This is a genomic window from Streptomyces bambusae (assembly GCF_019400985.1).
Classification (GTDB): domain Bacteria; phylum Actinomycetota; class Actinomycetes; order Streptomycetales; family Streptomycetaceae; genus Streptomyces; species Streptomyces bambusae_A.
Genome location: NZ_WTFF01000079.1, coordinates 1 through 25,670 on the forward strand (window position 1 = coordinate 1; position 25,670 = coordinate 25,670).

General features: G+C 71.7%; 24 protein-coding genes. 13 read left to right on the forward strand and 11 right to left on the reverse strand.

Annotated features, from left to right (window positions below; genetic code table 11):
• Positions 1 to 377: 377 nt before the first annotated feature.
• The 9 genes from GPJ59_RS13665 (at position 378) to GPJ59_RS13705 (ending at position 11,353) form a co-directional block, all read left to right on the forward strand.
• Positions 378 to 1,304 carry a hypothetical protein gene (locus tag GPJ59_RS13665; RefSeq protein ID WP_258024345.1) on the forward strand — a complete coding sequence of 309 codons (927 nt, stop codon included), beginning with the start codon at positions 378 to 380 and terminating at the stop codon, positions 1,302 to 1,304.
• A 154-nt stretch (positions 1,305 to 1,458) separates the two neighbouring features.
• A complete protein-coding gene (locus GPJ59_RS13670) occupies positions 1,459 to 2,406 on the forward strand; it encodes a TIGR03619 family F420-dependent LLM class oxidoreductase (protein ID WP_219667367.1) in 948 nt (315 codons plus the stop codon).
• Positions 2,407 to 2,459: 53 nt separating this feature from the next.
• Entirely contained in the window at positions 2,460 to 3,245 is a 786-nt protein-coding gene (locus tag GPJ59_RS13675; protein ID WP_219667368.1) for an SDR family NAD(P)-dependent oxidoreductase, read from the forward strand.
• A gap of 119 nt (positions 3,246 to 3,364) precedes the next feature.
• Complete coding sequence (locus GPJ59_RS13680) at positions 3,365 to 4,489, forward strand: LLM class flavin-dependent oxidoreductase (RefSeq protein WP_219667369.1); 1,125 nt, start codon at positions 3,365 to 3,367, stop codon at positions 4,487 to 4,489.
• Between the two features lie 315 nt (positions 4,490 to 4,804).
• Entirely contained in the window at positions 4,805 to 6,544 is a 1,740-nt protein-coding gene (locus tag GPJ59_RS13685) for an N-acyl-D-amino-acid deacylase family protein (RefSeq protein WP_219667370.1), read from the forward strand.
• A complete protein-coding gene (locus GPJ59_RS13690; protein ID WP_219667371.1) occupies positions 6,541 to 8,010 on the forward strand; it encodes an aldehyde dehydrogenase family protein in 1,470 nt (489 codons plus the stop codon). The genes GPJ59_RS13685 and GPJ59_RS13690 overlap by 4 nt, the downstream gene beginning before the upstream one ends.
• A gap of 357 nt (positions 8,011 to 8,367) precedes the next feature.
• Complete coding sequence (locus tag GPJ59_RS13695; protein WP_219667372.1) at positions 8,368 to 9,933, forward strand: APC family permease; 1,566 nt, start codon at positions 8,368 to 8,370, stop codon at positions 9,931 to 9,933.
• A 154-nt stretch (positions 9,934 to 10,087) separates the two neighbouring features.
• Positions 10,088 to 10,432 carry a hypothetical protein gene (locus tag GPJ59_RS13700; protein WP_258024346.1) on the forward strand — a complete coding sequence of 115 codons (345 nt, stop codon included), beginning with the start codon at positions 10,088 to 10,090 and terminating at the stop codon, positions 10,430 to 10,432.
• A 132-nt stretch (positions 10,433 to 10,564) separates the two neighbouring features.
• Complete coding sequence (locus tag GPJ59_RS13705) at positions 10,565 to 11,353, forward strand: bestrophin-like domain (protein WP_219667373.1); 789 nt, start codon at positions 10,565 to 10,567, stop codon at positions 11,351 to 11,353.
• A 2-nt stretch (positions 11,354 to 11,355) separates the two neighbouring features.
• Here the strand turns inward: GPJ59_RS13705 and GPJ59_RS13710 are convergent, their stop codons facing one another.
• Both GPJ59_RS13710 and GPJ59_RS13715 read right to left on the reverse strand, forming a co-directional pair.
• Positions 11,356 to 11,598, reverse strand: a complete 243-nt coding sequence (locus GPJ59_RS13710; protein WP_219667374.1) for a DUF397 domain-containing protein — start codon at positions 11,596 to 11,598, stop codon at positions 11,356 to 11,358.
• Entirely contained in the window at positions 11,595 to 12,446 is an 852-nt protein-coding gene (locus GPJ59_RS13715) for a helix-turn-helix domain-containing protein (RefSeq protein ID WP_258024347.1), read from the reverse strand. Before GPJ59_RS13715 ends, GPJ59_RS13710 begins: the two co-directional genes overlap by 4 nt.
• Before the next feature lie 129 nt (positions 12,447 to 12,575).
• On the opposite strand from GPJ59_RS13715, the gene GPJ59_RS13720 reads away from it, so the two are divergent.
• Positions 12,576 to 12,986: an ATP-binding protein gene (locus GPJ59_RS13720; protein WP_219667375.1), complete on the forward strand. Its 411-nt coding sequence runs from the start codon at positions 12,576 to 12,578 to the stop codon at positions 12,984 to 12,986.
• Positions 12,987 to 13,116: 130 nt separating this feature from the next.
• Here GPJ59_RS13720 and GPJ59_RS13725 read toward each other — a convergent pair whose 3' ends face one another.
• The 5 genes from GPJ59_RS13725 to GPJ59_RS13745 all read right to left on the reverse strand — a co-directional run bounded on the left by GPJ59_RS13725 (position 13,117) and on the right by GPJ59_RS13745 (position 18,432).
• Positions 13,117 to 13,380, reverse strand: coding sequence for a DUF6087 family protein (locus GPJ59_RS13725; protein ID WP_219667376.1), 264 nt, complete (start codon positions 13,378 to 13,380; stop codon positions 13,117 to 13,119).
• 289 nt (positions 13,381 to 13,669) lie between these two features.
• A complete protein-coding gene (locus GPJ59_RS13730) occupies positions 13,670 to 14,725 on the reverse strand; it encodes a threonine/serine dehydratase (RefSeq protein ID WP_219667377.1) in 1,056 nt (351 codons plus the stop codon).
• Positions 14,726 to 14,751: 26 nt separating this feature from the next.
• Positions 14,752 to 15,555, reverse strand: a complete 804-nt coding sequence (locus tag GPJ59_RS13735; protein ID WP_219667378.1) for a proline hydroxylase — start codon at positions 15,553 to 15,555, stop codon at positions 14,752 to 14,754.
• A gap of 56 nt (positions 15,556 to 15,611) precedes the next feature.
• Positions 15,612 to 17,720: a zinc ribbon domain-containing protein gene (locus tag GPJ59_RS13740; RefSeq protein ID WP_219667379.1), complete on the reverse strand. Its 2,109-nt coding sequence runs from the start codon at positions 17,718 to 17,720 to the stop codon at positions 15,612 to 15,614.
• Positions 17,721 to 17,724: 4 nt separating this feature from the next.
• Positions 17,725 to 18,432, reverse strand: coding sequence for an IS607 family transposase (locus GPJ59_RS13745; protein ID WP_219667380.1), 708 nt, complete (start codon positions 18,430 to 18,432; stop codon positions 17,725 to 17,727).
• A 151-nt stretch (positions 18,433 to 18,583) separates the two neighbouring features.
• Here GPJ59_RS13745 and GPJ59_RS13750 point away from each other — a divergent pair, with 151 nt between their 5' ends.
• A complete protein-coding gene (locus GPJ59_RS13750; RefSeq protein ID WP_258024348.1) occupies positions 18,584 to 18,817 on the forward strand; it encodes a hypothetical protein in 234 nt (77 codons plus the stop codon).
• Positions 18,818 to 18,862: 45 nt separating this feature from the next.
• Here GPJ59_RS13750 and GPJ59_RS13755 read toward each other — a convergent pair whose 3' ends face one another.
• Entirely contained in the window at positions 18,863 to 19,723 is an 861-nt protein-coding gene (locus GPJ59_RS13755) for a TIGR03619 family F420-dependent LLM class oxidoreductase (protein ID WP_219667381.1), read from the reverse strand.
• 236 nt (positions 19,724 to 19,959) lie between these two features.
• Here GPJ59_RS13755 and GPJ59_RS13760 point away from each other — a divergent pair, with 236 nt between their 5' ends.
• The gene (locus tag GPJ59_RS13760; RefSeq protein WP_219667382.1) at positions 19,960 to 20,259 is read left to right on the forward strand and encodes a hypothetical protein; all 300 of its coding nucleotides are present in this window, start codon (positions 19,960 to 19,962) and stop codon (positions 20,257 to 20,259) included.
• Between the two features lie 126 nt (positions 20,260 to 20,385).
• On the opposite strand, the gene GPJ59_RS13765 is transcribed toward GPJ59_RS13760, so the two are convergent.
• Positions 20,386 to 23,262, reverse strand: coding sequence for a TIR domain-containing protein (locus GPJ59_RS13765; RefSeq protein WP_219667383.1), 2,877 nt, complete (start codon positions 23,260 to 23,262; stop codon positions 20,386 to 20,388).
• A gap of 92 nt (positions 23,263 to 23,354) precedes the next feature.
• On the opposite strand from GPJ59_RS13765, the gene GPJ59_RS13770 reads away from it, so the two are divergent.
• Positions 23,355 to 23,954 carry a hypothetical protein gene (locus GPJ59_RS13770; protein ID WP_219667384.1) on the forward strand — a complete coding sequence of 200 codons (600 nt, stop codon included), beginning with the start codon at positions 23,355 to 23,357 and terminating at the stop codon, positions 23,952 to 23,954.
• 96 nt (positions 23,955 to 24,050) lie between these two features.
• On the opposite strand, the gene GPJ59_RS13775 is transcribed toward GPJ59_RS13770, so the two are convergent.
• Entirely contained in the window at positions 24,051 to 24,323 is a 273-nt protein-coding gene (locus GPJ59_RS13775; RefSeq protein WP_219667385.1) for a type II toxin-antitoxin system Phd/YefM family antitoxin, read from the reverse strand.
• A gap of 91 nt (positions 24,324 to 24,414) precedes the next feature.
• Positions 24,415 to 25,578 carry an ADP-ribosylglycohydrolase family protein gene (locus tag GPJ59_RS13780; protein ID WP_308120283.1) on the reverse strand — a complete coding sequence of 388 codons (1,164 nt, stop codon included), beginning with the start codon at positions 25,576 to 25,578 and terminating at the stop codon, positions 24,415 to 24,417.
• Between the last annotated feature and the right edge of the window lie 92 nt (positions 25,579 to 25,670).

Here is a 25,670-nt window from a genome sequence, read left to right on the forward strand (position 1 = left end):
TCTCCTCTTAGCTTGTTCCACAATAGATACATACTCACGAAGTTCACTAGTAAGATCATATGACGCGTCATATGTATCTAAGCGACAGGGACAGCCTCGTGCTGTCATCGCCTAATCGGCACGCACCCCTAAGTTATAAAAAAAAACCAGCGCCCCCCTGCGGCCGCCGCGCCCGCCACTGCGCCCGTCGGCTGACGGCCCGCCGCCGCCCCGCCCGTCGGTCGCCGTCGCGGTGGCGCACTGCCTGCCAGGCCGCCTGACGGCCCGGCAGGGCCGGCTCTGCCCGGCCCCACCACATCCGAAATTTCCGACACACCACCCCGGGGGAAGTTAACACCTGAACGACCACAAACATCCGCTGTTGTACGGTCGGCGCGATGAGTATGCACGCCCGGAGCAACAAGTACTCCCGCCCCCGGTCCGGTATGCCCAGGCTGCTCGCCCTGACCGCGGGCCTCGGCCTGCTGACGTTCGGCGCCGGGTGGATCCATGCCGTCCAGGACCGGGTGGACGCCCCGACCATGCAGGCCGCACGGGACGACCGGCCGCCCGCGCAGCCGCCTGCGCGGCCTCCCGCGTCGTCACCGCGGGTCGGCACCGGTTCCGGCACCGGTGCCGGAACCGACCCGGCCGGCCGCGCCGACCCCGCGTACGTCCCGGCCGCCACCCCCGACGGCAACGCCCTGCTGGAGGGCCCCGCCCTGCCGGCCGACCAGGGCCTGTCCGGGGTCAGCGAGCGCACCCGCGCGCGGATCCCGGCCGAGTCCCGCCAGCTCGTCCTGGTCGCGGGCAAGGGCCGCGGCTCCTCCGAGGGCATCGCCACGCTCTACACCCGCCCGGACCCGTCCGCGGCCTGGACCCCGCTGGAGACCTGGTCGGCCCGCAACGGCGCCCGGGGCTGGTCCGCGGAGGGCCGCCGCTCCCGGGGGGACCTGACCTCCCCGGAGGGGGTCTTCTCCCTCACCGACGCGGGGGGCCTGCTGCCGAAGCCGCCCGGCACCCGGCTGCCGTACGACCAGGACCGGCTCTACGTACCCGGCGGCCGGGGTGTGAACGGCGAGTCGCTCGCCGGCGCCTTCGACTACGTCGTCGCCATCGACTTCAACCGCCGCCCCGGCCGCTCCCCGCTCGATCCGGTCAAGCCGCACGGCGAGGGGATGGGCGGCAACATCTGGCTGCACGTCGACCACGACGGCCCGTCCCAGGGCTGCGTCGGCATCCCGAAGGAGGGGATGCGCAGGATCCTGCAGGTCCTCGACCCGGCCGCCCGACCGGTCATCGTCATGGGTCCTGCCGGCTTCTAAGACGTGATCCGGTTCGCTCCGACCCCTTGCCTGACGACTCGTCAGCTATGACGATGGCCCCCGCGGCATTCATATGACGAGACGTCAGATCCGGGTCTGATTCAGATTCTGTATCAGACCCGGATCTGGATCTGGATCAGGGCGGGGTGGCGGCATGGCGCGCGTGTTCGAAGAAGGTCGGCTGGCCTACGGGATGCAGCTCCCGGTCCAGTCCCAGAGCACCCTCTACGCCGAACCCTGGGAGGCCTCGGCGACCGCCGCCGACCTCGCCGCGGTGGCGCGGGCGGCCGACCGGGCCGGGTTCGGGTACCTCGCCACGTGCGACCACGTGGCGATACCCCGGCGCCTCGCCGGGCCCATGGGTACGGTCTGGTACGACCCGGTGGCCACCCTGGCCTACCTCGCCGGGATCACCGAGCGGGTGCGGCTGCTCAGCCACGTCGCGATCGTCGCCCTGCGCCACCCGCTGCTCAGTGCCAAGAGCTACGCCACCCTCGACCACCTCTCCGGCGGCCGGCTGGTCCTGGGGGTCGGGGCCGGGCACGTGCAGGAGGAGTTCGAGGTCCTCGGCGTCGACTTCGACCGCCGCGGCCCCCTCCTGGACGAGAGCCTCGACGCCCTGCGGGCGGCCCTCGGGCCGGAGGAGTTCCCCGAGTTCGAGGGCGGGGCCTTCTCCTTCAAGGACCTGGGCCAGCTGCCGCGGCCCACCCAGGAGCGGGTTCCGGTCTGGGTCGGCGGCTCCTCGCCCGCCGCCGTGCGCAGGGCGGCCGTCCGGGGGGACGGCTGGCTTCCGCAGGGCGACCCGCGCGAGAAGCTGCCGGCCCAGATCGCCCGCATCCGCGAGCTGCGCGAGGCTGCCGGGATCGCCGAGCCGATCGAGATCGGCGCGATCACGGAGGCCCTGTACGTCGGCGAGCCCGGCTGGGACACCGGCCGGCGCACCCTGACCGGCAAGCCCGAGGCGCTCGCCGCGAGCCTGCGGGAGTACGCCCGGCTCGGCGTCGATCAGATCCAGGTGCGCTTCCGCAGCCGCGACCGGGCCGAGCTCGTGGACCAGATCGCCGCCTTCGGCGCGGACGTGGCGCCCCACCTCAATGACTAGCCCCACCTCGACGACCAGCGCCACCTCAACGACTGATGACCAAGGAGCACCGCATGGGCAAGCTGGACGGCCGCGTCGTGATCGTCACGGGCGCGGCGCGCGGGCAGGGCGAGCAGGAGGCGCGGCTGTTCGCGGCCGAGGGCGCCAAGGTCGTGCTGGGCGACGTACTGGACGCGCAGGGGGAGGCGGTGGCCAAGGAGCTGGGCGCCGACCGGGCCCAGTACGCGCACCTGGACGTGAGCCGCGAGGAGGACTGGGCCGCGGTGGTCGCGGCCGCGCTGGAGGCGTTCGGCCGGGTCGACGGGCTGGTCAACAACGCGGGCATCCTGCGCTTCAACGAGCTGACCGCGACCCCGCTGGCGGAGTTCGAGGAGCTGGTCCGGGTCAACCAGGTCGGGTCGTTCCTCGGCATCAAGCACGTGGCCCCGCAGATCGAGGCGGCCGGCGGCGGCACCATCGTCAACACGTCCTCGTACACGGGGCTGACGGGCATGGCGTACGTGGGCGCGTACGCCGCGACCAAGGCGGCGATCGTGGGCCTGACCCGGGTGGCCGCCCTGGAGCTGGCCGCCAAGGGCATCCGGGTCAACGCCATGTGCCCGGGCGCCGTGGACACCCCGATGGCCAACCCCGGCCTGCTGGACCCGGAGAACCTCGGCGACGAGGCGCGCGACGCCATGGCGGAGCTGTACAAGCGGGTGGTGCCGCTGGGCCGGGTGGGGCGGCCGGAGGAGATCGCCAGCCTCGCCCTCTTCCTGACCAGCGAGGACTCCTCCTACATCACCGGCCAGCCGTTCGTCATCGACGGCGGCTGGATGGCCGGCGTCAGCGTGCTCTGACCGCGCCGAGACCCTCCGGGGCTGACGAAGTGTCAGGTATTGACGCCGCGCACCCCCGGTGGAACAGTCGGACCCATCGATCTGACGATGCGTCAGAAATCAAAGGACGGTGAACATCCGTGGAATTCGGGCTCTTCGTGCAGGGATACGTGCCTGAGGCGCGCTCCAAGGTCGACCCCGAGGCAGAGCACAAGGCGCTGGTCGAGGAGACCGAATACGTCATCCAGGCGGACCGGTCCGGCTTCAAGTACGCCTGGGCCTCGGAGCACCACTTCCTGGAGGAGTACTCCCACCTGTCGGCGAACGAGGTCTTCCTCGGGTACCTCGCCCACGCCACCGAGCGCATCCACCTCGGCTCCGGCATCTTCAACCCCCTGGCGCCCGTCAACCACCCCGTGAAGGTCGCCGAGAAGGTCGCCATGCTCGACCACCTCTCCAAGGGCCGCTTCGAGTTCGGCACCGGCCGCGGCGCCGGCAGCCACGAGATCCTCGGCTTCCTGCCCGGTGTGACGGACATGAACCACACCAAGGAGATATGGGAGGAGACCATCGCGGAGTTCCCCAAGATGTTCCTCCAGGAGGAGTACGAGGGGTTCCAGGGCAAGCACTGGTCGCTGCCGCCGCGCAAGGTCTTCCCCAAGCCGTACGGCAAGGCCCACCCGGCCATGTGGTACGCCGCCGGGTCCCCGTCCTCGTACGCGATGGCCGCGAAGAAGGGCCTGGGCGTCCTCGGCTTCAGCGTGCAGAAGGTCTCCGACATGGAGTGGGTGCTGGAGCAGTACAAGACGGCGATCCGCGAGGCGAAGGCCATCGGCGCCTTCGTCAACGACAACGTGATGGTCACCTCGACCGCGATCTGCGCGGAGACCCACGACAAGGCCGTCGAGATCGCGGTCAACGCGGACATGAACCGCTTCCAGTCGCTGGTCTTCCGCTACCACGACACCTTCCCGCGGCCCGAGGCCATCCCGCAGTGGCCCGAGACGCTCCCCGAGTACAACGCCGAGATCATCGAGCTGCTCATCGCCGAGGAGCTGCTGATCTGCGGCGACCCCTCCGAGGTGCTCGCCCAGTGCAAGCGCTGGGAGCAGGCGGGCGCCGACCAGCTGTCCTTCGGCCTGCCCACCGGGGTCTCGTACGAGGACACGATGACCACGATCAAGCTGATCGGCGAGCACGTGATCCCGAAGATCGACACGGACCCGGTGCACCGCACCACCCGCTTCCGCGAAGCCTCCGCCTGACAGGCTGGGGCGGCGTCTTCCCGGACCGCCGCCCCGTACCGGCCCCGGCCGGAGGTGGTGCTGGGGCCGCGGCCGGCCCCCTGCCCGCCCCTGGCCGGGGCATTTGCGGGGGCTTCGCCCCCGTACCCCCACGCCTCAATCGCCGGCGGGGCTTGATGTGGCTCATGCCCGTCTCATAGGCGCGGCGCGGCGCGGCGGTCCAGGGCCGGCATCAGCCCATATCCAGCCCCGCCTGGGGGCACCTCCCAGCGGTAGCTGGGGGAGTTTGAGGCGCGGGGTCTGGGGCGGAGCCCCAGTCCAACCGGAAGGGACGCAATGCTCGACCACCTGATCAAGGGCGCCACCGTCGTGGACGGCACGGGCGCCCCAGCCCGAGTCGCAGACATCGGCCTCCGCGACGGCCGCATAGCCGTCATCGCCGAGCCCGGCACCGTCACCGAGGAGGCTCGCACCAGCGAGGACGCCACCGGCCTCGTCCTGACCCCCGGCTTCATCGACCCGCACACCCACTACGACGCCCAGCTGTTCTGGGACCCGTACGCCACGCCGTCCATGAACCACGGCGTGACCACCGTCGCCGCCGGCAACTGCGGCTTCACGCTCGCGCCCCTGCACCCCGACCGCCCCGAGGACGCCGACTACACCCGCCGCATGATGAGCAAGGTCGAGGGCATGGCCCTGGCGGCGCTGGAGGAGGGCGTCGACTGGAGCTGGTCCGGCTTCGGCGAGTACCTCGACGCGCTGGAGGGCCGTATCGCCGTCAACGCCGGCTTCATGGTCGGCCACTGCGCGCTGCGCCGGTACGTGATGGGCGAGGCGGCCGTCGGCGGCCGGCCCACCCCCGAGCAGCTGCGGCAGATGACCGACCTGCTGCACGAGGCCATGGACGCCGGCGCCTGGGGCCTGTCCACCACCCAGTCCTCGACCCACTCCGACGGCGCCGGCAGCCCCGTCGCCTCCCGGCACGCCCGCCCCGAGGAGCTGATCGCCCTGTCCCGGGCGGTCGGCGAGCACGAGGGCACCCAGCTGGAGGCGATCGTCGCCGGCTGCCTGGACCAGTTCTCCGACGACGAGATCGACCTCCTCGTGGAGATGAGCGCCGCCGCCGGACGCCCGCTGAACTGGAACGTCCTGACCGTCGACGCCGCCGTCCCCGAGCGCGTCCCGCGCCAGCTCGTGCCCAGCGAGCGGGCCCGCAAGGCGGGCGGCCGGATCGTGGCCCTGACCATGCCGATCCTCACCCCCATGAACATGTCGCTGGGCACCTTCTGCGCCCTGAACCTGATCCCCGGCTGGGGCGAGGTCCTCGGCCTTCCCGTCCCCGAGCGGATCGCGAAGCTGCGCGACCCCGGCGTACGCGCCGAGATGCTGCGCCGCGCCGACAGCAAGGAGGCCGGGGTGTTCCGGCGGCTGGCCCGCTTCGGCCGGTACGTCATCGGCGACACCTACACCGAGGCCAACGCCGGCCTGACCGGCCGGGTCGTGGAGGACATCGCCGCCGAGCGCGGTCAGGACCCCTTCGAGTGCCTGGTGGAGATCTGTGCGGGCGACGACCTGCGCACCGTGCTGTGGCCCATGCCGACCGACAACGACCCGGCGAGCTGGGCGCTGCGCGCCGAGACCTGGCAGCACGAGGACGTCCTGCTGGGCGGCTCGGACGCGGGCGCGCACCTGGACCGGATGTGCGGGGCGCCGTACACGACCCGCTTCCTCGGCGACTGCCTGCGCGGCCGCAAGCTGGTGCCGCTGGAGCAGGCGGTGCGGATGCTGACCGACGACCCGGCCCGGCTGTTCGGGCTGCGCGAGCGCGGCCGGATCGCCGAGGGCTGGCACGCGGACCTGGTCCTGTTCGATCCTGAGCGGATCGAGGCGGGCCCGGCCACGCTCGTGCACGACCTGCCCGGCGACAGCCCGCGGCTGGACTCCCGGGCGATCGGGATCGTCTCCGTACGCGTGGGCGGCGTCGAGACGGTCCGCGACGACCAGGTGACCGGCGCGGTCCCGGGCCGCGTGCTGCGCTCGGGCCGCGACACCCGGACGGTGAGCACCCGGTGAGCCGGCTGTTCATCGGCGGCGAGTGGGTGGAGCCGGCGGGCGGCCACTACGAGGTGGTCGACCCGGCCGACGAGTCGGTGGTGGGCCTGGCACCGGAGGCCTCCCGCGAGCAGGTGTACGAGGCGGCGCGCGCGGCCCGGGAGGCCTTCCCGGCCTGGTCGCGGACCCGGCCGGAGGAGCGGGCGGCGATCCTGGACCGGGCCGCCGACGCCATCCAGCGCGCGTTCGAGCCGTGGGCGGAACTGGCCCGGGCCGAGACCGGCGCGCCGACCGCGATCGCCCGGGGCATGCAGGTCGCGGTGGGCGTGGCCCGGTTCCGCCGGTACGCGCGCGGCGCCCTCGAACCGGTCGAGAAGGGCCTGGCGCCGCAGGTGACCGAGGCCGGCCCGATGGGCGCGGCGAGCGTGCTGGGGGCGCTGGAGCTGCGCCAGCCGGTGGGCGTGGTCAGCTGCATCACCTCCTACAACAATCCGTGGGCCAATCCGGCGGGCAAGGTCGCCCCGGCGCTGGCCATGGGCAACACCGTGGTGGTCAAGCCGGCGCCGCAGGACCCGCTGTCGGTGTTCAAGATGGCCGAGGCGCTGGCGGAGGCGGGCCTGCCGCCCGGGGTGGTGAACGTGGTCGGCGGCCGGGCGGTCGCCGTCGGCGAGGCGGCCGTCGACTCCCCGGACGTGGACATGGTGTCCTTCACCGGCTCCACCGCCGTGGGCCGGCGGATCGCCGAGGTGTGCGGGCGGTCGATGAAGCGGCAGCTGATGGAGCTGGGCGGCAAGGGCGCGGCGATCGTCTTCGAGGACGCGGACCTGGACGCGGCCGTACGCGGCATCGGCACGACCTTCTCCTTCTACAGCGGGCAGATCTGCACGGCGCCCACCCGGGTGCTCGTGCACCGTTCCGTCCACGACGCCCTGCTGGCCCGGCTGGCCGGCTACGCCTCCCACCTCACGGTCGGCCATCCGGCGGACCGGGGCACGGTGGTCGGCCCGGTGATCTCCGCCGCGCACCGGGACCGGGTCGAGTCGTACGTGGAGCTCGGCCGCAAGGAGGGCGCGCGGGTCGTGGCGGGGGGTGAGCGCCCGGTGGTGGGCCCGGCGGGCAAGGGCTTCGGCAAGGGCTTCTACGTGGCGCCGACCCTGCTGGCGGACTGCACCAACGACATGCGGGTGGTCCGGGAGGAGATCTTCGGCCCGGTCGTCGTGGTGGTCCCCTTCGACACGGAGGAGGAGGCGGTCGCGCTGGCGAACGACAGCGAGTTCGGCCTGCTCAGCTACGTCTGGTCCGGGGACGTGGCCCGCGCCTTCCGGGTGGCCCGGCAGCTGCGCGCGGGCGGGGTCGGGGTCAACACGATCGGCCGGAACATGGAGGCGCCGTTCGGCGGCTTCAAGCAGTCGGGGGTCGGGCGGGACGTCGGCTCGTACGCGCTGCACGCCTACAGCGAGATCCAGTCGATCGTCTGGACGACGTAGGCGGCGGTGACCTACGCGTCCGACGTACGCATTCCGACGGGCGCGGGCCCGGAAGGCCCGGGAAGGCCGCAGGGACGGGGCAGGAGCCCCGTCCCTGCGGCCGCGAAAATTCCCACGGGAAAGTTTTGAATCGGGCAAAACGGGCACTGCTGCGGTTTCCGCATGCCGAAACCCTTGAAGGTCACCCCTTGAGGGCCCCTTGAAACTGCGGCCGCCGCGACGGTGAACCTTTCATCAATAGATCGTTAAGGCTTTCGTCCTCGAAATTCGAAGGTCCTCGAACCCCCGGTAACCCAGGACCCGACCCGGATCCGAGCCCTCCGGATGTGGAAACCGCACGCTCTACCGTCCTGACCCATGACACAGCTGGACGTTCGGCCCCAGGCCGGAGACACGGTAGGCGGCGTGCCCGAGGGCGACGTCCGCGGCAAGGGCCTCGGCAAGGGCTCCGTCGGCCTCGTCGGCAGTGCCGTCATCGGCATCTCGACCGTCGCCCCCGTCTACTGCCTCACCTCGACCCTCGGGTCCACCGCCGGCGAGGTCGGCCTCCAGATGCCCGCCGTCTTCCTCGCGGGCTTCCTCCCGATGCTCCTGGTCGCCTTCGCCTACCGCGAGCTCAACAAGGCCGTGCCCGACTGCGGCACCTCCTTCACCTGGACCGTCAAGGCCTTCGGCCCCCGCATCGGCTGGATGTGCGGCTGGGGCCTGGTGATCGCCACGATCATCGTCCTGTCGAACCTGGCCGGCGTCGCCACCTCCTACTTCTGGCTCCTGGCCGGCGAGATCACGAACAGTCCGTCGGTCGCCGCCCTCGACGACAACAAGCTCGTCCACATCGCCACCTGCCTCACCCTGATCGCCATCGCCACCGCGATCAGCTACCGCGGCATGACCGCCACCAAGGGCGTCCAGTACGCACTCGTCGGCCTCCAGCTCGTCGTCCTCGCCGTGTTCGTCGCGATGGCCTTCCAGAAGGCCGCCGCCGGCACCTTCGACACCGGCCTGGACTTCTCCTGGCAGTGGATGAACCCCTTCGCCGTCGAGTCCATGGCGGCCTTCACCGCCGGCCTCTCGCTGTCGATCTTCATGTACTGGGGCTGGGACACCTGCATGACCACCAACGAGGAGACGGTCGGCTCCGCCAGGACCCCCGGCCGCGCCGCCCTCCTCGCCATGGTCGTCCTCGTCGGCTCCTACCTCGCCACCGGCGTCGCCGCCCAGATGGCCGTCGGCTCCGGCAGCGAAGGCCTGGGCCTGGGCAACGAGGAGAACTCCGGCAACGTCTTCGCCGTCCTCGCCGGCCCCGTCATGGGCCCGGTCCTCGGCATCCTGCTCTTCGTCGCCGTCCTGGCCTCCGCCGCGGCCTCCCTGCAGACCACCTTCATCCCGGTGGCCCGCACCGTCCTGGCCATGTCCACGTACGAGGCGCTGCCGCCCTCGTACGCCAAGGTCCACCCGCGCTTCAAGACCCCCGGCCGGGCCACGGTCATGGCGGGCGTCGCGACCGGCGCGTTCTACACGGTCATGACCCTCGTCAGCGAGAACGTCCTCACCGACACGATCTTCGCGCTCGGTCTGATGATCTGCTTCTACTACTCGCTGACCGCCTTCGCCTGCGCCTGGTTCTTCCGCAAGGAGCTGCGCCGCTCCGCCCGGGACCTGTTCTTCAAGGGCGTCTTCCCGGTCCTCGGCGGCCTGCTGCTCGCCGCGGTCTTCCTCAAGACCCTGTACGACGCCTGGGACCCGGCCTACGGCTCCGGCTCGACCCTCCCCGGCGTGGGCATCGGCAACGTCTTCCTGATCGGCGTCGGCCTGCTGGCCCTGGGTCTGGTCATCATGGAGATCACCGCGCGCCGCAGCCCGGCCTTCTTCCGCGGCGAGGTCCTCACCCGCTCCACCCCGGCCCTGGTCGTCGAAGACTGACCTCGCCGTCTCGGACACACCCCGGCCCCGGATCACCCCTCACCGATCCGGGGCCGCGGTGTGTACGGGAGCGTGTGCGGGGGCGAGTCGGGGGAGGAGTCCGGGGGATGAGTCCGGGGGTGACCGGCGCCCGGGCGGCCTCGTTGGACAGCCCATGACCGCACAGAACACGCAGAACGCACCCGCCGCGCCCGCCGCACCCGGTACGCACGGCGCGCGGAAGGCCGTGAAGCGCGCCCTGACCGCCCTGGTCCTCTCCGGCGGCGCCGCCCTCGCCCTGGCCCCGGCCGCCCAGGCCGACGGCTTCCCCCAGGCCCCACCGCTGACCGAGCGGCTCGGCACCATGGCCGACCACCCCGACCAGACGGTCAAGGAGGCGAAGACCGCCCTCGACGTGACCACCGCAGCCACCGGCACCACGGCCACCTCCACGCTGGGCGGCGCCGGCGGAGCCCTCGGCGCCGGCCTCCCCAAGGCCCCGTCGGTCGGCGGCCACTGACCCGGCCGGCGTACCGTCCGTCCGCCCCGGGTCCCCCCGGCGTCAGCCTGCCGGGCCGGGCGTCACCCCGTCCGGCCCGGTCAGCCCGCCCGAGAGCCGCCGCCTACCCGCGGCAGGCTCGTTGATCAGGGCATGTCCCTGTGGTTACTGAACACCTTCAGCACCTTCGCCCTCGGCGTCCTGCTCGTCGGCGGACTCGTCCTGCTGGCCGTCGCCGGCAGCCTCGCCGCGCGCCGCCGCTACCCCCACCTCGCAAAGGGCGAGCACAACGAGATGGTCGGCGTCACCCTCGGCATGTTCGGCGCGATCTACGGCATCATCCTGGCCTTCGTCGTCGTCACCCTGTGGACGCAGATGGAGAACACCCAGAACGTCGTCGCCGACGAGGCCACCGACCTCGCGCTGGTCGTCCGCAGCGCCGAGGTCTTCCCACCGGCCGACCGGGCCCGCGTCGAACGCGCGGTCAGCGACTACGTCCACGCCGTCGTGGAGGTCCAGTGGCCGAGGATGCGCGCCGGCCGTCCCAGCTACGCGGCCACCAGCGACCAGACCCACGCCATGTACACGGCCCTCCAGGCGTACGAACCGGCCACCGCCCGGGCCCAGACCTTCTACGACGAGGCCGCCGCCCGCCTCAACGACGCGGCGGGCCAACGGCGCGCCCGCATCACCATGGCCGAACAGTCCCTGCCGGTACTGCTCCAGGTCCTCGTGTACGGCGGCGCACTGGTGATCCTGCCGCTGACGTTCCTGTTCGGCCTGCGCAGCCTGCGGATGCAGCTGCTGTTCGTCTCGGCCGTGGCCGCCCTGATCGGCTTCAGCCTGCTGCTCGTCCTCGTCCTGGACCGCCCCTTCGCGGGCGAACTGAGCGTCAGCTCGACACCGTACAAGGAGGCGGCCCTGGCCCAGTTCTGGCGCTGACCTCAGGCGGTCACTGCCTCGACGAACGTCGCCCAGGCGCGGGGGTCCAGGGCAAGCTGCGGGCCCTCGGTGACCTTGGAGTCACGGACGTGCACGGTGTCGGCGCATGTGGCGACCTCGACACAGTCGTCGCCCTGACTGCCGCTGTACGTCGACTTGTGCCATGAGAGGGCCACTTCGACGCAGCTGTCACCTTCGCTGCCGCTGTAGCTGCTCTTGAACCACCGCAACTGGGAGTCATTCACAGTGAACCTCGCATCTCCTTCAACAGGCTCATGCTCTCGGCCGGTTTGAGCGCCTGAATGCGAAGTTTGGCATACCGCTGGTGGAGGACGCTGACAGCTTTCGGGTCAGAGATGACCCGCCCGGTCTTGTGTCCCTCGATGTACCCCACCCATTCGTTCTCCTCGGTCTCCAACAGTTGGAAGGAGCCGTCGGTCCCGGCATGGTCGTGGCAGACCTTCGGCATGATCTGGAGGTCCACATTGGGCAGTGCGGCGCACAGCAGCAGGTGGTCCAGCAACGCGGCGGTCACCTCCGGCCCGCCGATCTGCCGCTCAAGCACCGCCTCCTCGATGATGAAGCTGAACTGGACGTACGGCGTCCGTCGCAGCAACTGCTGCCGGGCCAGCCGGACCTGCACACGGGCCTGCTCCTCCTCGGCGTCCGGGAGCGGCGGGACGTTGCGGATCAGTGCCCGTGCGTAGTCCTCCGTCTGTAACAGCCCGGGGACCACCCGGCATTCGTAGGTGTTCAGGGTCAGCGCCCCGTCCTCCAGCTCGGCCCAGCGGAGGAACCAGGCGGCCATCCCCCGGCGCCGGCTCACCTCACGGAAGGCCGTGTGGATGACCCCGTAGGCCCCCAGAGTTTCCTCCACCCGCGCCACGAACCGCTCGGACGGATGGCGGCGTCCCTGCTCGACCGACCCCACGTACTCCACCGAATAGCGGATCTGTTCGGCGAGGTCCTGCTGCGTCAGCCCCGTCTTCTTCCGAAACGCTTTGATCAGGCGGCCGAAGCTGCGAAGCTCCTCATCCAGGTTGACCTCGTTCTCCTGCTCGCCGCCGTCGTCGTCGTGCACGACAGTCGTCATGACGGTCACCTCCCTCGCACGCATCCTCACGGTGGGTGACTCCGACTGTCCAGGTACTCGACCCGTACAGATGGTTTGTACGGGTAGGTCCACTGTCCAAATCCCCTGGCCACACTGCAGATTGGGATCATGACCGCACCCGCCCGACCCGCCGGGCCGTTCGCATGCGTGTTCACGCAGCGTCTCAGTTCCACCCCGCGCGGCGCCCGCCTCGCCCGCCATCTCCTCCTGCTCCAACTGGAGGACTGGGGTATCCCGTACACCAGCCCCACCTCCGACGCCGCCGCCCTGATCGCGGCCGAACTCGCCACCAACGCCATCACCCACGGCCGGGTCCCTGGACGGGACTTCGAGCTGCGGGTGAGCCTGCTCGGCGGGGTCTTACGCATCGAGGTCGCCGACGCGCGCCGCGACCGGCGCCCGTGCGTCCGGGCGGACGGCTACGGGATGCCGCTGGTCGAGGCGCTGGCGGACGCGTGGGGCGCGGTGGACCGGGCCATGGGCAAAACGGTCTGGGCGGAACTGAGAGCGGCGGCGTAGGGGCGGGAGGGGTACGGGCGGATGGACCTCCTACCAATGACCTTGGCCAGTGCCCCAGCCTTCACGGACGCGTGACGGGGCAGGCGGAGGCCTCTGGCAGCATGGCCCGCAGAGGACCACTCGGAGCCGGTCAGCTGGTCAGCCAGGCGGCGGCCTCAGCGTGGTCGTTGGCGACGCCGACCGGCTCCCATCTGCCGGTGTCTCCCTGTCGTTCGAGGAGGAGGCGCGGTGCGTCGGGATTGCGGTGGGAGGCTCCTCCCCCGTTGGTGAGGGGGATGACGCGGCGTGTGCCGGTCAGCCAGTGATCGGACTGACGGCGCCTCTCCCGGCGGGCCGCCCATGCTTCCAGGCTGTTGCGGCGCGGGGGCTGCTTGGGCTTGTTGCTGTCTTCCACGCCGTCTTCTCCCTACCGCGGGCGGGCTTCGGGCACGGTGTTGCCGGGGTCGTCCAGCCATGGTTCAACACCATCCGGGCCGGCCGTGAGACCGAACCGGGACAGTGCGGGCCGGCCTTTGCCCTCCCACCACCGGTAGGCAGCCTCGACGGCGTCCCACAGGCGGCGGGGTCCGTGCTCCACCGCCGGGGAGGCGATTCTCAGACCGCGTACCCGGGGCCGTGGAAGTCGACGCGCAGTGGCGCGATCAGCAGCAACGGCTGTTCCGTCACTGCACGTGGTGTTGCGTCTAACGCAATTCCTCCTGTTGGCGAAGGTCTGCCGGGTCGGTGTTGGCGCCGCAGAGGACCACGCACACCTTCTCGCCGCCTCCGGGTCGGTAGCTGCGGGTGGGAGCGGCCGAGCTCGTCAGAAGCTCCCGGTCGGTGCGGTGCCGGTCGGGTGCGGTGAGCGCGGCCAGAGCGGTGGCGGCGCCATGCTCGACGGCTACCTTGCGGTGGTCCCAGAGCGCCTGGCGGGCGCGGACGATCTCGCTGTCCGCAACCAGTGCGGAGTGGACGCGGTCCTGGCGGGCGGCGGTGAGGGCCATGGTGGAGGTGCGGCGGGCGCCGAGGGAGTCGGCGGCGATGGAGTCGACGGGGACGTCGACCGGGTGGCCGGCCTCCAGGGCGGCGTTGAGCGCGCGGCAGTTTTCCGGTTCCACGGCGATGGTGCGGATGCCGTGGTGCTGGGCTGCGGTGGCGACGCCGGCGAAGAGGCCTCCGCCGCCGACCGCGACGACCACGGTGTCCAGGTCGGGGATCTGCTGGTGGATCTCCTCCAACAGGGTGCCGGCCCCGGCCGCGATGAGCGGGTGGTCGTAGGCGTGGGAGGCGAGCGCGCCCGTGGCGGTGGCGAACTCCTCGCACGCGGCCAGGGCCTCCGCGTACTCCGCGCCGACCAGCCGCACCTCGGCGCCGTAGCCGCGGAGCTTGGCCACCTTCACCGCCGGGGCGGTGGTGGGCAGGAAGACGGTGGCTCGTACGCCCTGCTGCTGGGCGGCCCAGGCGCACGCCAGGCCGGCGTTGCCCCCGGAGGCGATCGTCACCCCGGCGTCGGGGAGGGTGTCGGCGTCGCGGTGGGCCTGGATGAAGTTCTGCGCGCCGCGAGCCTTGAACGATCCGGTGTGCTGCATGAACTCCAGCGCCAGCCACACCTCGCAGGGCTGCTCGGGCCGGTCGTCCAGGGGGTCGCGGTGAGCGGTACGGATCGCGCTCGGGTCGACCGGGGCCAGGGCGACGGGGCGGATGCGCCCGGCGATTCGGTCAGTGGCGGCTTTGATGTCGCCGTAGGTGAGGGTGTGCACCGTGTTGCTCCTGCGATGAGAAGGGGTCACGACCAGGCGATGAGCTGGCCGGTGGTGGTCAGGCCGACGAAGAACGCGAACGCGATCCTGCGCCTACCCGGGTTCGGCTCGACCGCGTGGAAGTTGTTGGGGTTGAACAGCAATGCGTCGCCGAGCTGCGGGGTCAGGCTGACGTGCTGGCAGTGGGCGATCGTCTCGGGCTGGTAGCCGTAGGCGTGCCGGTGCTGTTCGTCGGCGGGTTCCCAGCGGCGGCGCCAGATGGTGGTCGCCCCGCCGGCCGCGGGCACGGACACCCAGACGTTGAAGGCGAGCTGGGCGAGGACTTCCTGATCGAAGAGGCCGTCGGGGAACTCGCGGCCGATGTCGTCGTAGTGGATCAGGGCCCCGGCGTTGATCTCGCGCAGGGTGCCGCCGAAGACGGCCCTGCCGCCGATGGTCGCGGCGGTGACGGCGGCGCCCCAGGCGGAGCCGAGGCGGGCCATGGAGACGGCGATCGGATCCGGGCGCATCCCGGCCCGCTGCCAGGCGGCGCGGGCGGCCTCGGCGTCTCGCCAGTACCGCCCGGCGTCGAGTCGGCCGTCCTGGTCGCGGTAGTCGTTGAGGGCCGGCCCGAACCGGAGGATCGGGGTGGGCACCCGAGCCGGGTCGTAGTCGGCGGTGGGCAGCCGGCCAAGCGTCACCATCGCCGCGGCGCACGCGGCGGGGTCGAGGAAGCGGGGCACGCGGGCGGCCGCGAGGGTCCCGGCGGCGAGGGTGGCCAGGTGCCGGTCGGTTAATGACTCCGTGTCCACCGCAGTGAACAGCGGGTCGAGTGCCGTGGTGCGGGGCATGTCGCCTCCGTAAGGAGATGGAAGCGTCTCGGAAACTCTGTGTGTGCCTGAGGGTTTCAGGCTTTTCGGGCGCGGCGTGGCCGTGGGCTGCTGCCGTGGGGTCCGAACCTCGGGGTGAGGGGGTGGACTTCGGTGGCGTGCGCGTGGTGGAAGCCGGTCCGCTCGACGGCGTGGGTACGCCGCCGACAGGTTTCGCGGGAGAGCCGCCCTGTCCTGGCCGGAGGAGGCTCCGGCCAGGGTGGGGCGGGTACTCCATGACCTGACCCGCGCCCCGAGATGGGGGCGGGGGTCTGGGTGTCATGCCCCGCCGGACGCTTTACCGCCCTGGTGGGGGTGGTGGCGGGGACCGTACGCACATCGGGCGTACGGTGGGAAGTTGGTGACCGGCGGGCCGGTGTGGGCCGGGCCGGTGTGGGCCGGGCTTTGCCCGGGGTGGTCTTCGGCCCGGGCGGCCGGGCGGGGAGGGTGGCCGCGCGGCGGGCGCGGCGCAGGCGGCGGGTGGTCTTCTTCGGGCGGCGCACGACGGTGACGGTGCCGTCGACGGTAGTGCGGATGGTTCGGGTGCCGGTGGCGCACTCGGTGATGGTGTGGGCCTGGGCGAGCAGGCCGCGGGAGACGATGCGGCGGGCGGCGGCGTGGTCGCGGTCCAGGGACAGGCCGCAGCCAGGGCAGTGGGCCCATTTCCAGCCGCGCTCGCCCAGCCGGTCGGGGGCAGGATGGTGGCCGAGTGTCCCCAGGCACCGGGGGCACCGCGCGGAGGTGCCCCGGGCCGGCACGGTGACCACCGCGATGCCCCTCTTGGCGGCCAGGTGCCGCATCGCCTCGGCCACGGTGCCACGCACCTGCCCGGACAGCCGGGCATTGCCCCGCCGCCGGCCGCGTGCCTGAAGGGTGGCCAGGTCTTCGAGGTAGATCACGGACGCGCCGAGCGCGGCTGCCTGGTCGACGGCCCAGCGGGCGGCCGCCCACGCCAGTGCGTCATTGAGGTGGCGGATGCGGGCACATACCCGGACATGTTCGCGCTCCAGCACCGCCGCCCGGTCCAGGAGCCGGCCCCAGGTACGGTGCGGGGCGCCGAGCCCGGCCGCGAGCGCCATGTAGTGGTCACGTTTGGCGGCCAAGTGTTCGCGGTGGGTGCGCAGCCGGTGCAGTTGTGCGCTGATCGCGGTGGCGTCGAAGATCAGTGGCCGCCCGTCGGTGACCACCCGCGCCGTCTCGCCCCGGCCGGCCAGGCGGCCCACGGCGCCGGTGAGCAGGGTGTTCACACCCCAGTCGAAACCGACCGCCACGGTGTGCCCGGTAGCCGGGGCGGTGGCCACCGGCCTGGAGTGCGGCAGGTCGACTGCGATGCGGCCGGTGGGGGTGGCACGCAGGGCCGGGGCGTGCAGGACCGCGTCCGGCTCGACGGTGGCCGGCAGATGCAGGTCGATGACGTGCCAGGCCCAGTCCCCTCGGGAGCGGGGGGCGGCACACAGCGGGAGTTTCACCCGCAGCCGGGCACCGGCCGCGTCCAGGCGCTCGCAGGTGGTCTGCTGGCGGTCCATCGCCGCCAGCAGCACCAAAGCGGCCACCGCCGGCGGGTCCTCCAGCTCGCACAGCCCCGATGGCAGGCGCCCCTGGTGCGCGCAGGCGAAGTTGCGGATCTGCCGTGTCCGGTTACGGATCTCCGCCCCGCTCACCCCAGCGGGCAGCTCTGCGCGCAACGCGGCCCACTCCGCCTGCGTGCGCCGGCAGGGATCGGCGGGCCACGTCGCCAGCAGCGCCACGACAACGACCCGGCGGTGCAGGGCCAGCCGCAGCGTGCGGGCCGCCTGTTCCTCACCCGCCCGCCGCACCCGGTCCGACACATACACCCCCGCCATCCTGCCCGCCCCGGCACACCCAGCAGGAGCAGGAGCAGGAGCTGGAGCTGGGCCGGGGGCGTTCCAGCCCAGGCGACGCACGGCCATCCAGCCCTTGGACGGCAGCGGCTCGCCCCGCTCGTCCACCCCGGCGGCCAGCGCGTCCAGGGACGTCTCGTCCCACCGGGCCGCGACCAGCTCAGCTGTCAGATCCCGGCACAAGACGCTGAGGAAACCCACCCGTTCGTGCAGCACCCGCTGCCCGACCCGCAGACCGCCATCCTCCAGGACGGCCCGGAAGGCGGTGCACGTGGCCGTCGCCATCAACCTAGCCACGGCCGTCCCCCACCCGCACGGCTTCGGCTTCGGCTTCGGGAGCAGGGAAGCAACCCCGACCTCCGCTGCCGGGGCCGGTACCGGAGGCAGGATCGCCGATCCGCCCATCGGCCTCGGCCAGCAGCCGACGCCGCGCCTCACGCGAGCGCAGCCCGTACATCCGTCCGGCGAAGGTGGCCACCAGGGACATGAAGTCATTCAGCAGCTCTTCCATGCCCCCAGCCGTGCCCCCGGCGTGCAGGACCTCGACCGCCACTTGGCGATGAGCCAGCACCTCGATCAACCAGCTCGCACCGAACCGGGCCAGACGGTCACGATGCGTGACTCGTACATGGGTGAACTCCCCCGCCACGGCCCGCTTCAGCAACCGGTCAAGGCCCGGACGCGACTCCCGCAGCCCCGAGGCCCGGTCCCGGAACACCGCGACCACCACGCCCGATGCCGAGGCCCGCAACTCCGCCTCCTGCGCAGCCAGGGACGACTCCTGCCCGCTGGCGCCCGAGACCCGCACATACAGCGCCTCACGCCGCTCAGCCGACGCCGCCGCACTCCCCGTCAACGCGTCCAACGCCTCGATGGAGAAACGCCGTTCCCGGCCCACCCACACCACCGGGACCTTGCCCTCGTTCGCCCACAGCCGCAGTGTCCCCGGGTGCACACCCACCCTGCGCGCGGCCACAGCCAAACGAAGAAGCTCCATGACCACGGACCCTACGACCGCATCATGACCGGACACTCCAAACCAGCATGAACCCCACACAATCGCACGACAGATCGCCGGATTACCTACAGATCCACACCAACCTTGCTATGCAGCATCAACAAGGATCCCTAAGCGAATCGTTCAACAGTTGAAGACCCTGGGCAGCGCCAGCTTCGTCAACCACCGCAACCCCAAGGCAGCCCAAGCCGCCACCCGTCAAGCCCTCGCCGCACTCGACCCGGAGCAGTTCCCGGTGCTGACCGGACAGCTCGCCACGGTCCTCAACGCCGTAGTCGACCACGAGGTCTACCTCGGCGCGCTCCGCCAGCTCATCCACGCCGCCGACCCGGTCACCGCTGCGAACCCGACCCCTGACGGCTGAGGGTCCCAAGACCTTCTCGCCCTGGGACGGCCATGAAGTCGGAAGTCAAAGGTACTGGGCGAGCTCGTCCAGGGCCCGCAGCACCTCCCGTTCCCCTCCGGAGGGGAGCTGGGCCACGACCTCCTCGATGCCGAGGTCGGCGTAGTGGGCGAGCTTGCCGGGGCTGGGGTGGATCGCGTACGGGACCACCTGGAGCGCCTTGGGATCGCGGCCGGCCGTCTCCCACACCCGGCGCAGCACCGGCAGGGACTCGGTCAGGCCGCGCCCGCCGATCGGCATCCAGCCGTCGGCGTGGTCGGCGACCGCCGCGAACAGCTTGGGGCCGGCCGTCCCGCCGAGGAGGGTGCGGGGGCCGTGCAGGAGCAGGCCGGCGGTCAGTTCGCGGGGTGCCTGCGCCGGTTTGGGGTGGGCGGCGCTGGCCCGGACCGAGCAGAACTCCCCGACGTACGCGGTGGGTTCGGGCGCCCACAGGGCACGCATCAGCGCCATCCGGTCCCGTACCAGCTCCCGGCGCGTGGCCCAGTCGACGCCGTGGTCGGTGGCCTCCTCGACGTTCCACCCGTACCCGACGCCCAGGGTGAAACGCCCGCCGGAGAGGTGGTCCAGGGTCGCGATCTGCTTGGCCAGGGCGATCGGGTCGTGCTGGGCGACCAGCGTGATCCCGGTCCCCAGCCGAAGCCGCTCGGTCACGGCGGCGGCCTGCCCGAGCGCGACGAACGGGTCCAGGGTCCGCCCGTAGCTCTCGGGCAGGTCGCCGCCCATGGGCGCGGCGGTGTCCCGGTCGACCGGGATGTGCGTGTGCTCGGGCAGATAGAGCCCGCCGAACCCCCGCTCCTCAAGGGCCCGGGCGATCCGGACGGGCGTGACCGTCAGATCGGTCAGGAAGATGGTGGTGGCGATCCGCATACGTACTGACACCTCCGTCAGGTAACCGGCCCCGGCCACGGTAGGGCGTAACCCCTAGCTCCGGCAGGGGGCGCGGACGTCGAGGTCACCCAGGTAGCGGTCGTTTTCCGCCTGGGCGAGGGGATGGCCGACACGCCTCGGCAGCGGCGATTCAAGCCGTCCGCGGGACCATTCGTCGGGGCCGTGGCTGCGGCACGCCCCTTCAATATTTGGCCTTCCGAGAAAGGATCACAGACGTGAGTCGAACGTCAGCCGCACCACAGTCCGCCCAGGAGCAGCAAAAGCCGGGATGGACACTGGTCGCCTTCCTCGTCGGGGCCGTGTGCGCCGTCCTCCGGTTCGTTGACATCTGGTCCTGGTGGGCCCTGCTGTGGGCGCCGTTGCTGGCCTTTGCCGCCGCAGCGACCGCGTACGAGTGGCGGGTGCTGGCCCGTCAGCGGTGGCGTATGGGCCCCGTGGAATGGGTGTTCCTCGGCCTCACTCACCTTGGTTGCGTCGCTGCCCTGATAGCTCTGTGCCGCGCTGCCATCCAGTAGCGGGATGCTTGTGGTGGCGGTGCGAGCGCTCATGTGAGGGGTTGCGGCCGTGGACGGCGGCGGCGAGGGCGAGGTCGCGCTTGTGGCTGTAGGAGATGAAGGCGTCGCGTCGCACGGGTCGCGCTCCTAGGAGTCGCGGCGGCGGCAGGGCGCGGGGATGTCTATGCCCTTGAGGTAGCGGTCGTATTCGTTCTGGGGGAGTGGGTCGGGGGCCAGGTCGCACAGGACCTTGCGCCAGGAGGCGAGGTCCGTGGCGCGGCGGACGAGGGTGCCGTCGGCGGCGAACGCGAGGACGGAGCCGTCGGCGGCGGAGAGGAGCTCCGGGACTGGCGTGTCGGAGGTCTGGTCCTGGAGTGACCAGGTCCCGCGGGCTTCGCCCGACACGGCGTCCCAGAACTGCAGGGAGATGTTCTTGCCGCTGCCCACCGCCTGGATGACGAAGGTTCCGTCCTGGCTGAAAGCCATGCGGCGGTTGCCTCGGCTCTGGACGCCCGTGCTCGTGGCGGTGTGCCCGGTCCGGACGTCGACCATCGTGATCCGGTCATCCATGTTGATCACCGCTGCCCTGTCGCCGTGGCCGCTGAGCGCGATGTCGTAGCTCATGCTGCCGGCGACGGCGGCCTTCCGTACGACGGAGAGGCGCTGGTCCTCGGACCACCGCCAGACCGACAGCCCGCCGTCGTCCATGAGAGCAACGGTCGTACGGTCAGCGCTGACGATAGGTTCGATGACCGAACTTCCGACACCTGCGTCGCCGGGGATGGACTGGCGGACCTCCCAGGACTGCGTGTCGATCACCTTGAGCCCGTCCTCTCCGGCCGCGACGATGTGGATGTCGTCCGGCAGGAAGGAGAGCGGCAGGAGGTGTTCACCGGCTTCCAGCGGGGGCCTCATCTCCTTCCCGCTGGCCGGGTTCCAGAGCGAGAGCTTCTCCCCCTGCACGGCTACGGCCCGTGTGCCGTCCGAGCTTGCGATCACGGAGTCGGTGTCGCTGAAGTTGACCGTCCGGCCCAGTCGTACGGGGATCCGCCCCAGGCGCTTCACCCCCGCACCGGTCACCGCCCACAGGCCCGTGCCGTCCGCTTCGTCACGGAAGGCGAACCGCTTGTCGGGCGTGAGCTCGCTCCCTTTCACACCGTGCTCGTTGGGCACGGGCGTCCCGCCTTGCATGCTGAGGGTGGAGAACAAGGACACCGCCCCGTCCTCGGAGCCGGCGGCAACCCAACGGCCGTCTGCGGACGCGGACTGGCTCAGCACCGGCCAGCTGAAGGATGCGAGCACGCGTCGGCTCCGCGTCGCCTCGTCGTACACGGCCACCTCCTTCTGCTTGGCCGCGAAGATGGGCCCGCCACCCGACGGGAAGAGGGCCCACTGCTCCGCATCCACGCGCTCCTCCTTGACCAGGTCCCACACCTCGGCCTTTTGGACGTTGAGGATCTCCGGAAAGGAGACCTTGGTGGCGTCGTTCGAGAGCGAGGGGTACTGGAGGTTCTCGGGAAGACGGCGGAGCTCACGTGGTGCGCCCCAGGACTCGCTGTCCCGGGCGAGGCTGCGCAGCGTACGGTTGCCGGTGTCGAGGACGTGCAGACGGTTGTCCTTGTCGAAGGCAAGGCCGATCCGGTCCGGGCTCGCTTTCATGTCGTGGATGACGCGCCCGGTTGCGGCGTCCCAGACGGTGAGGTGGTAGTCGTCGGCCGAAGGAGTGGCGTAGAAGCTGGCGGCCACCCGCTGACCGTCCGGGGAGAATGCGAAGGCACGGAGCCCCATGTGGGCGTTGGACAGGTTCCCGCTGTCGCTGGCGGTCAGAGCCTGCAGCCGCTTCCGCTCGACGACGTCCCAGATTTCCAGCCGGTTGATGGCCGTCTCCACGGCGAGCAGTCGGCCGTCCGCACTGAACTCGAGCTCACCGCCGTCCAGCGTCCGCCAGCTGATGCCCTCAAGGGGCGGCAGAGTCCGGCCGGCCCGGATGTCGTACAGGTGAATGTGCAGCCGCGTGTCATCAGGCGCCGCAGAGGTGTCGGGGCTGCCGGAGCTGTCGGAGCTGTCGAAGTACGAGTAGTAGGCCAGCATGTTCCCGTCCCTGCTGACAGCAACTTTGGTCGGGGGGATGGTGCCGGCCCCCCGGTAGCTGGCGACGGCCTCACTGCCCGCCTGTAAGTGCCGCCCCACGTTGTCGTTCGCCGCCACCGCCCGGCCCAGGGCCTGCGCCGACTCGCCCGTGCGGCGGACCGCGTCCGCGTACAGGGCGAACTGCGCCGCCTTGCGCGGGTCGGTCTGGGCAGCCTCCAGGGCGCGGGCCGCCAGGGCCTGGGAGGCCGACGTACGGGCGCGGGACACTGCCTCGTTGCGCTGCTGCCAGGCGAAGACGCCCGCGCCCGCCGCGATCAGGGTGGTGGCGGACAGGACGGCCACGCCGCTGCGCAGGACCCGGACCGCCTTGCGCTGCAGGCGCAGGTCCTCGCTGTCCAGGGCGTCCTTGCTCAGGCCGTGCAGGGGCGCGGCCAGGGTGGCGACGCGGTCGCGGAAGCCGGCTCCGGGGGCCATGGAGCGCTCGGCGGGGTCGCAGGCCCGGTAGGCGCGCAGGTCCACCCAGAGCGGCTCGGTCGTGAACGCCCAGCTGAGTTCCTCCGGGAGGGCGTCCGTCCGGGTCCAGTCGAAGTCGCGGGCCGTGTCGTCCCAGGCGATCGTTCCGGAGCTGAGCGCGATGAGGAAGTGGTCCAGCCCGTGGTTGCGGCGCCAGTACGCGATCTCCTTGCGGACCCACTTGGACTGTGCGGCCTCCGGGGAGGCCAGGTAGACGAAGTAGCGGGAACCGGCCAGGGCGGCGGTGATGGCGGAGCCGAGGTCGTGGCTGGCGCCGAGGCTGGTGGTGTCGCGGAAGACCTTCAGTCCCGGGCGGCGCAGCCACGGGGTCCGGACGATGTCGTGGAGGCCCTTCTGGAGGGCGGTCGCCAGCGGGACGTCGGCCTTGTGGCTGTAGGAGATGAAGGCGTCGCGTTCCAAGACCGTCCCCCTTGACGTCCCGTACTTGCCCGTAAATCCCACGCAACTCGTAGGGTGGCATGGAGGGTTGGGACGGGGGGAAGGTTCGGGGGATGGGTTTGCGACAGAGGTTGGGGCGGCGCCGGCGCGGCAGTGGCTTCGCACCGCAGGAGGTATCGGTCAAGCTGGCCATCCCGTTCGTGGGTGAGATCAGCGGTACATGGGAGCCCGTGGACGTCGAACGGGAGGCCGCGTGGGAGCTGTACGTCGAACTCGCCACCCGCATCTCGGTCGTGGAGCTGGGCGAGGACGAGGGATTACTGCGCGAGGCGCTGTCCTCCCTCTACACGGTCTTCGCGACGACCCGGGAGATCCTGCGGCGCTACGGGCCGGCGGTGGCGCCACGCGTGCAGCCCGGTAACGTGAGCTTCGGCCTGCTGGCGGTCAATGTCCTGAACCTTTCCATCCGTCCGTTGCTCAGCAAGTGGCATCCGCTCCTCACGGCACACGAGGCGTCGCGCGGCGACCACGTCGATCCGGTGGCGCACGAGCGCCGCTGGGCCCGGGCCGCGGAGCTGCGCGCGGAGATCGAGTCCGTACGGAAGGTGCTGCTCGCGCTCGCGCAGGCGCTGAACGAGGTGGCGGGGGTCGGAGACCTGATCACCGTACGGGTGCCGGCGCAGCAGCGGCAGGCGGCCGCCACGGAGGGCTGACGCATCCGGGCCGGGCGGCGGGGCGGCCGGGCTCAGCCGGAGCAGTGGCGCCGTCGCGCTGCACGACAGGGATGACGTGGCTGACGTGGCTGCTCCTCACTCCTCACGCGCCAGATCCCGCAACTCCGCCATGGTCCTGGTGACGGACGTCGCGGTGGCGCGGTCGCGGGCGACCGCCTCCATGAGGCGGCGGGCGTTCGCGGGCGAGCGCAGGAGCCAGACCGTCTCCTGCCATGCGTCGTAGTCGTCCGCCGACATCAGGACCGCGTCGCCCTTCTCGGAGCTGATGCGGACCGGAGCGTGCTCGCTGTTGACGCGCTCGATGAGGGTGAACAGGGTCTTCCGGGCTTCGTCGGCGCTGATGGGCATCGCGTAGTCCCTTCCTTCCGTACCAGCGTACGGTCCGCGCGCGCACCGATCGTGGTACCGGGGACGGGGCGGGGAGGGCGCGCAGCAGGCGTCAGCCGCGCGGGTAGCGGGCCAGCCAGGCCGGGGAGGAGGTGGTCGGGCTGTGCAGGGACGGGCCCTGGGTCATTTCCAGGGCGAAGTCGTCGGCGAGTTCGAGGATCGTGGCCCGGCCCTCCAGTTCGGCCAGCCAGGCCGCCGGCAGTGCCGTCTCGCCGTGCAGGGCGCCGAGCAGCGCCCCGCACAGCGCGCCGGTCGCGGTGGAGTCGCCGCCGTGGTTCACGGCGAGCCGCAGGCCGTGCCGTACGTCCTCGGCGACCAGGGCGCACCAGACGGCCACGGCCAGCGCGTCCTCGGCGGGCGGCGGCACGGCGTCACGGCCGTCGCCCGGGGAGAGTGACTCGACGATCTCGGGTGACGGAACGCCGTCCGTGACGGCGGCCAGGGCCCGCAGCAGCGCGTCCGCCACCGGCTGGTGGCCCGGCCGCGGCGCGAGGAGGGCGAGCGCCCGCCGGACGGCGGGCTCCAGGGCGTCGCCGCGGGACAGGCCGTGGACGATGACGGCTACGGCGCCGGCCGACAGGTAGGCGGTGGGGTGGCCGTGGCTCTGCGCGGCGCACTCGACGGCGAGTTGCAGGACGAGCGCCGGGTCCCAGCCGACCAGCAGGCCGAACGGGGAGGACCGTACGGTCGCGGCGGCGTCGCGGGCGGTGGGGTTCTTGGGCCTGTCGAGGGTGCCGAGGACGTCGTCGCCGAATCCGGTCAGGCAGGTGCGGTCGGGGCCGCGGCGGGCGTAGAGCCATTCCTCGCGGGCCAGCCAGCCGTTGTCCGGGCGGCGTTCGTCGGGCCCCCAGTCGTGCTGGGTCGCGGCCCAGCGCAGGTAGGCGCGGTGGATGTCGGTGGGCGGGTGCCAGGCGCCGGTGTCCCGGCGTACGTGGGCGCGTATCAGGCCGTCCACCGTGAACAGGGTGAGCTGCGTGGACGCCGTGACCGCGCCGCGCCGGCCGTAGGCGGGGGCCGGGTCGGTCAGGCCCGCCGGCCCGTGCGCCTCGCGGATGCCGTCGAGGGAGAGGCCGGCGACGGGCGCGCCGAGCGCGTCCCCGAGGGCGGCGCCGAGCAGGGACCCCCGGACCCGGCTGCGGAAGTCCTGCTGCTCGGCCCGGCCCCAGAGGCCGGCCGGCAGCCCGGCGGTGGACGTGTGGGTCTGGCTCTTATACACCTCTGTCGCTGCCGACCACCTTACCCGTGGGTAGTTGACACTACGCGTGGCCATCCATACACATACAATTGTACGAATGTAGATGTATGTGT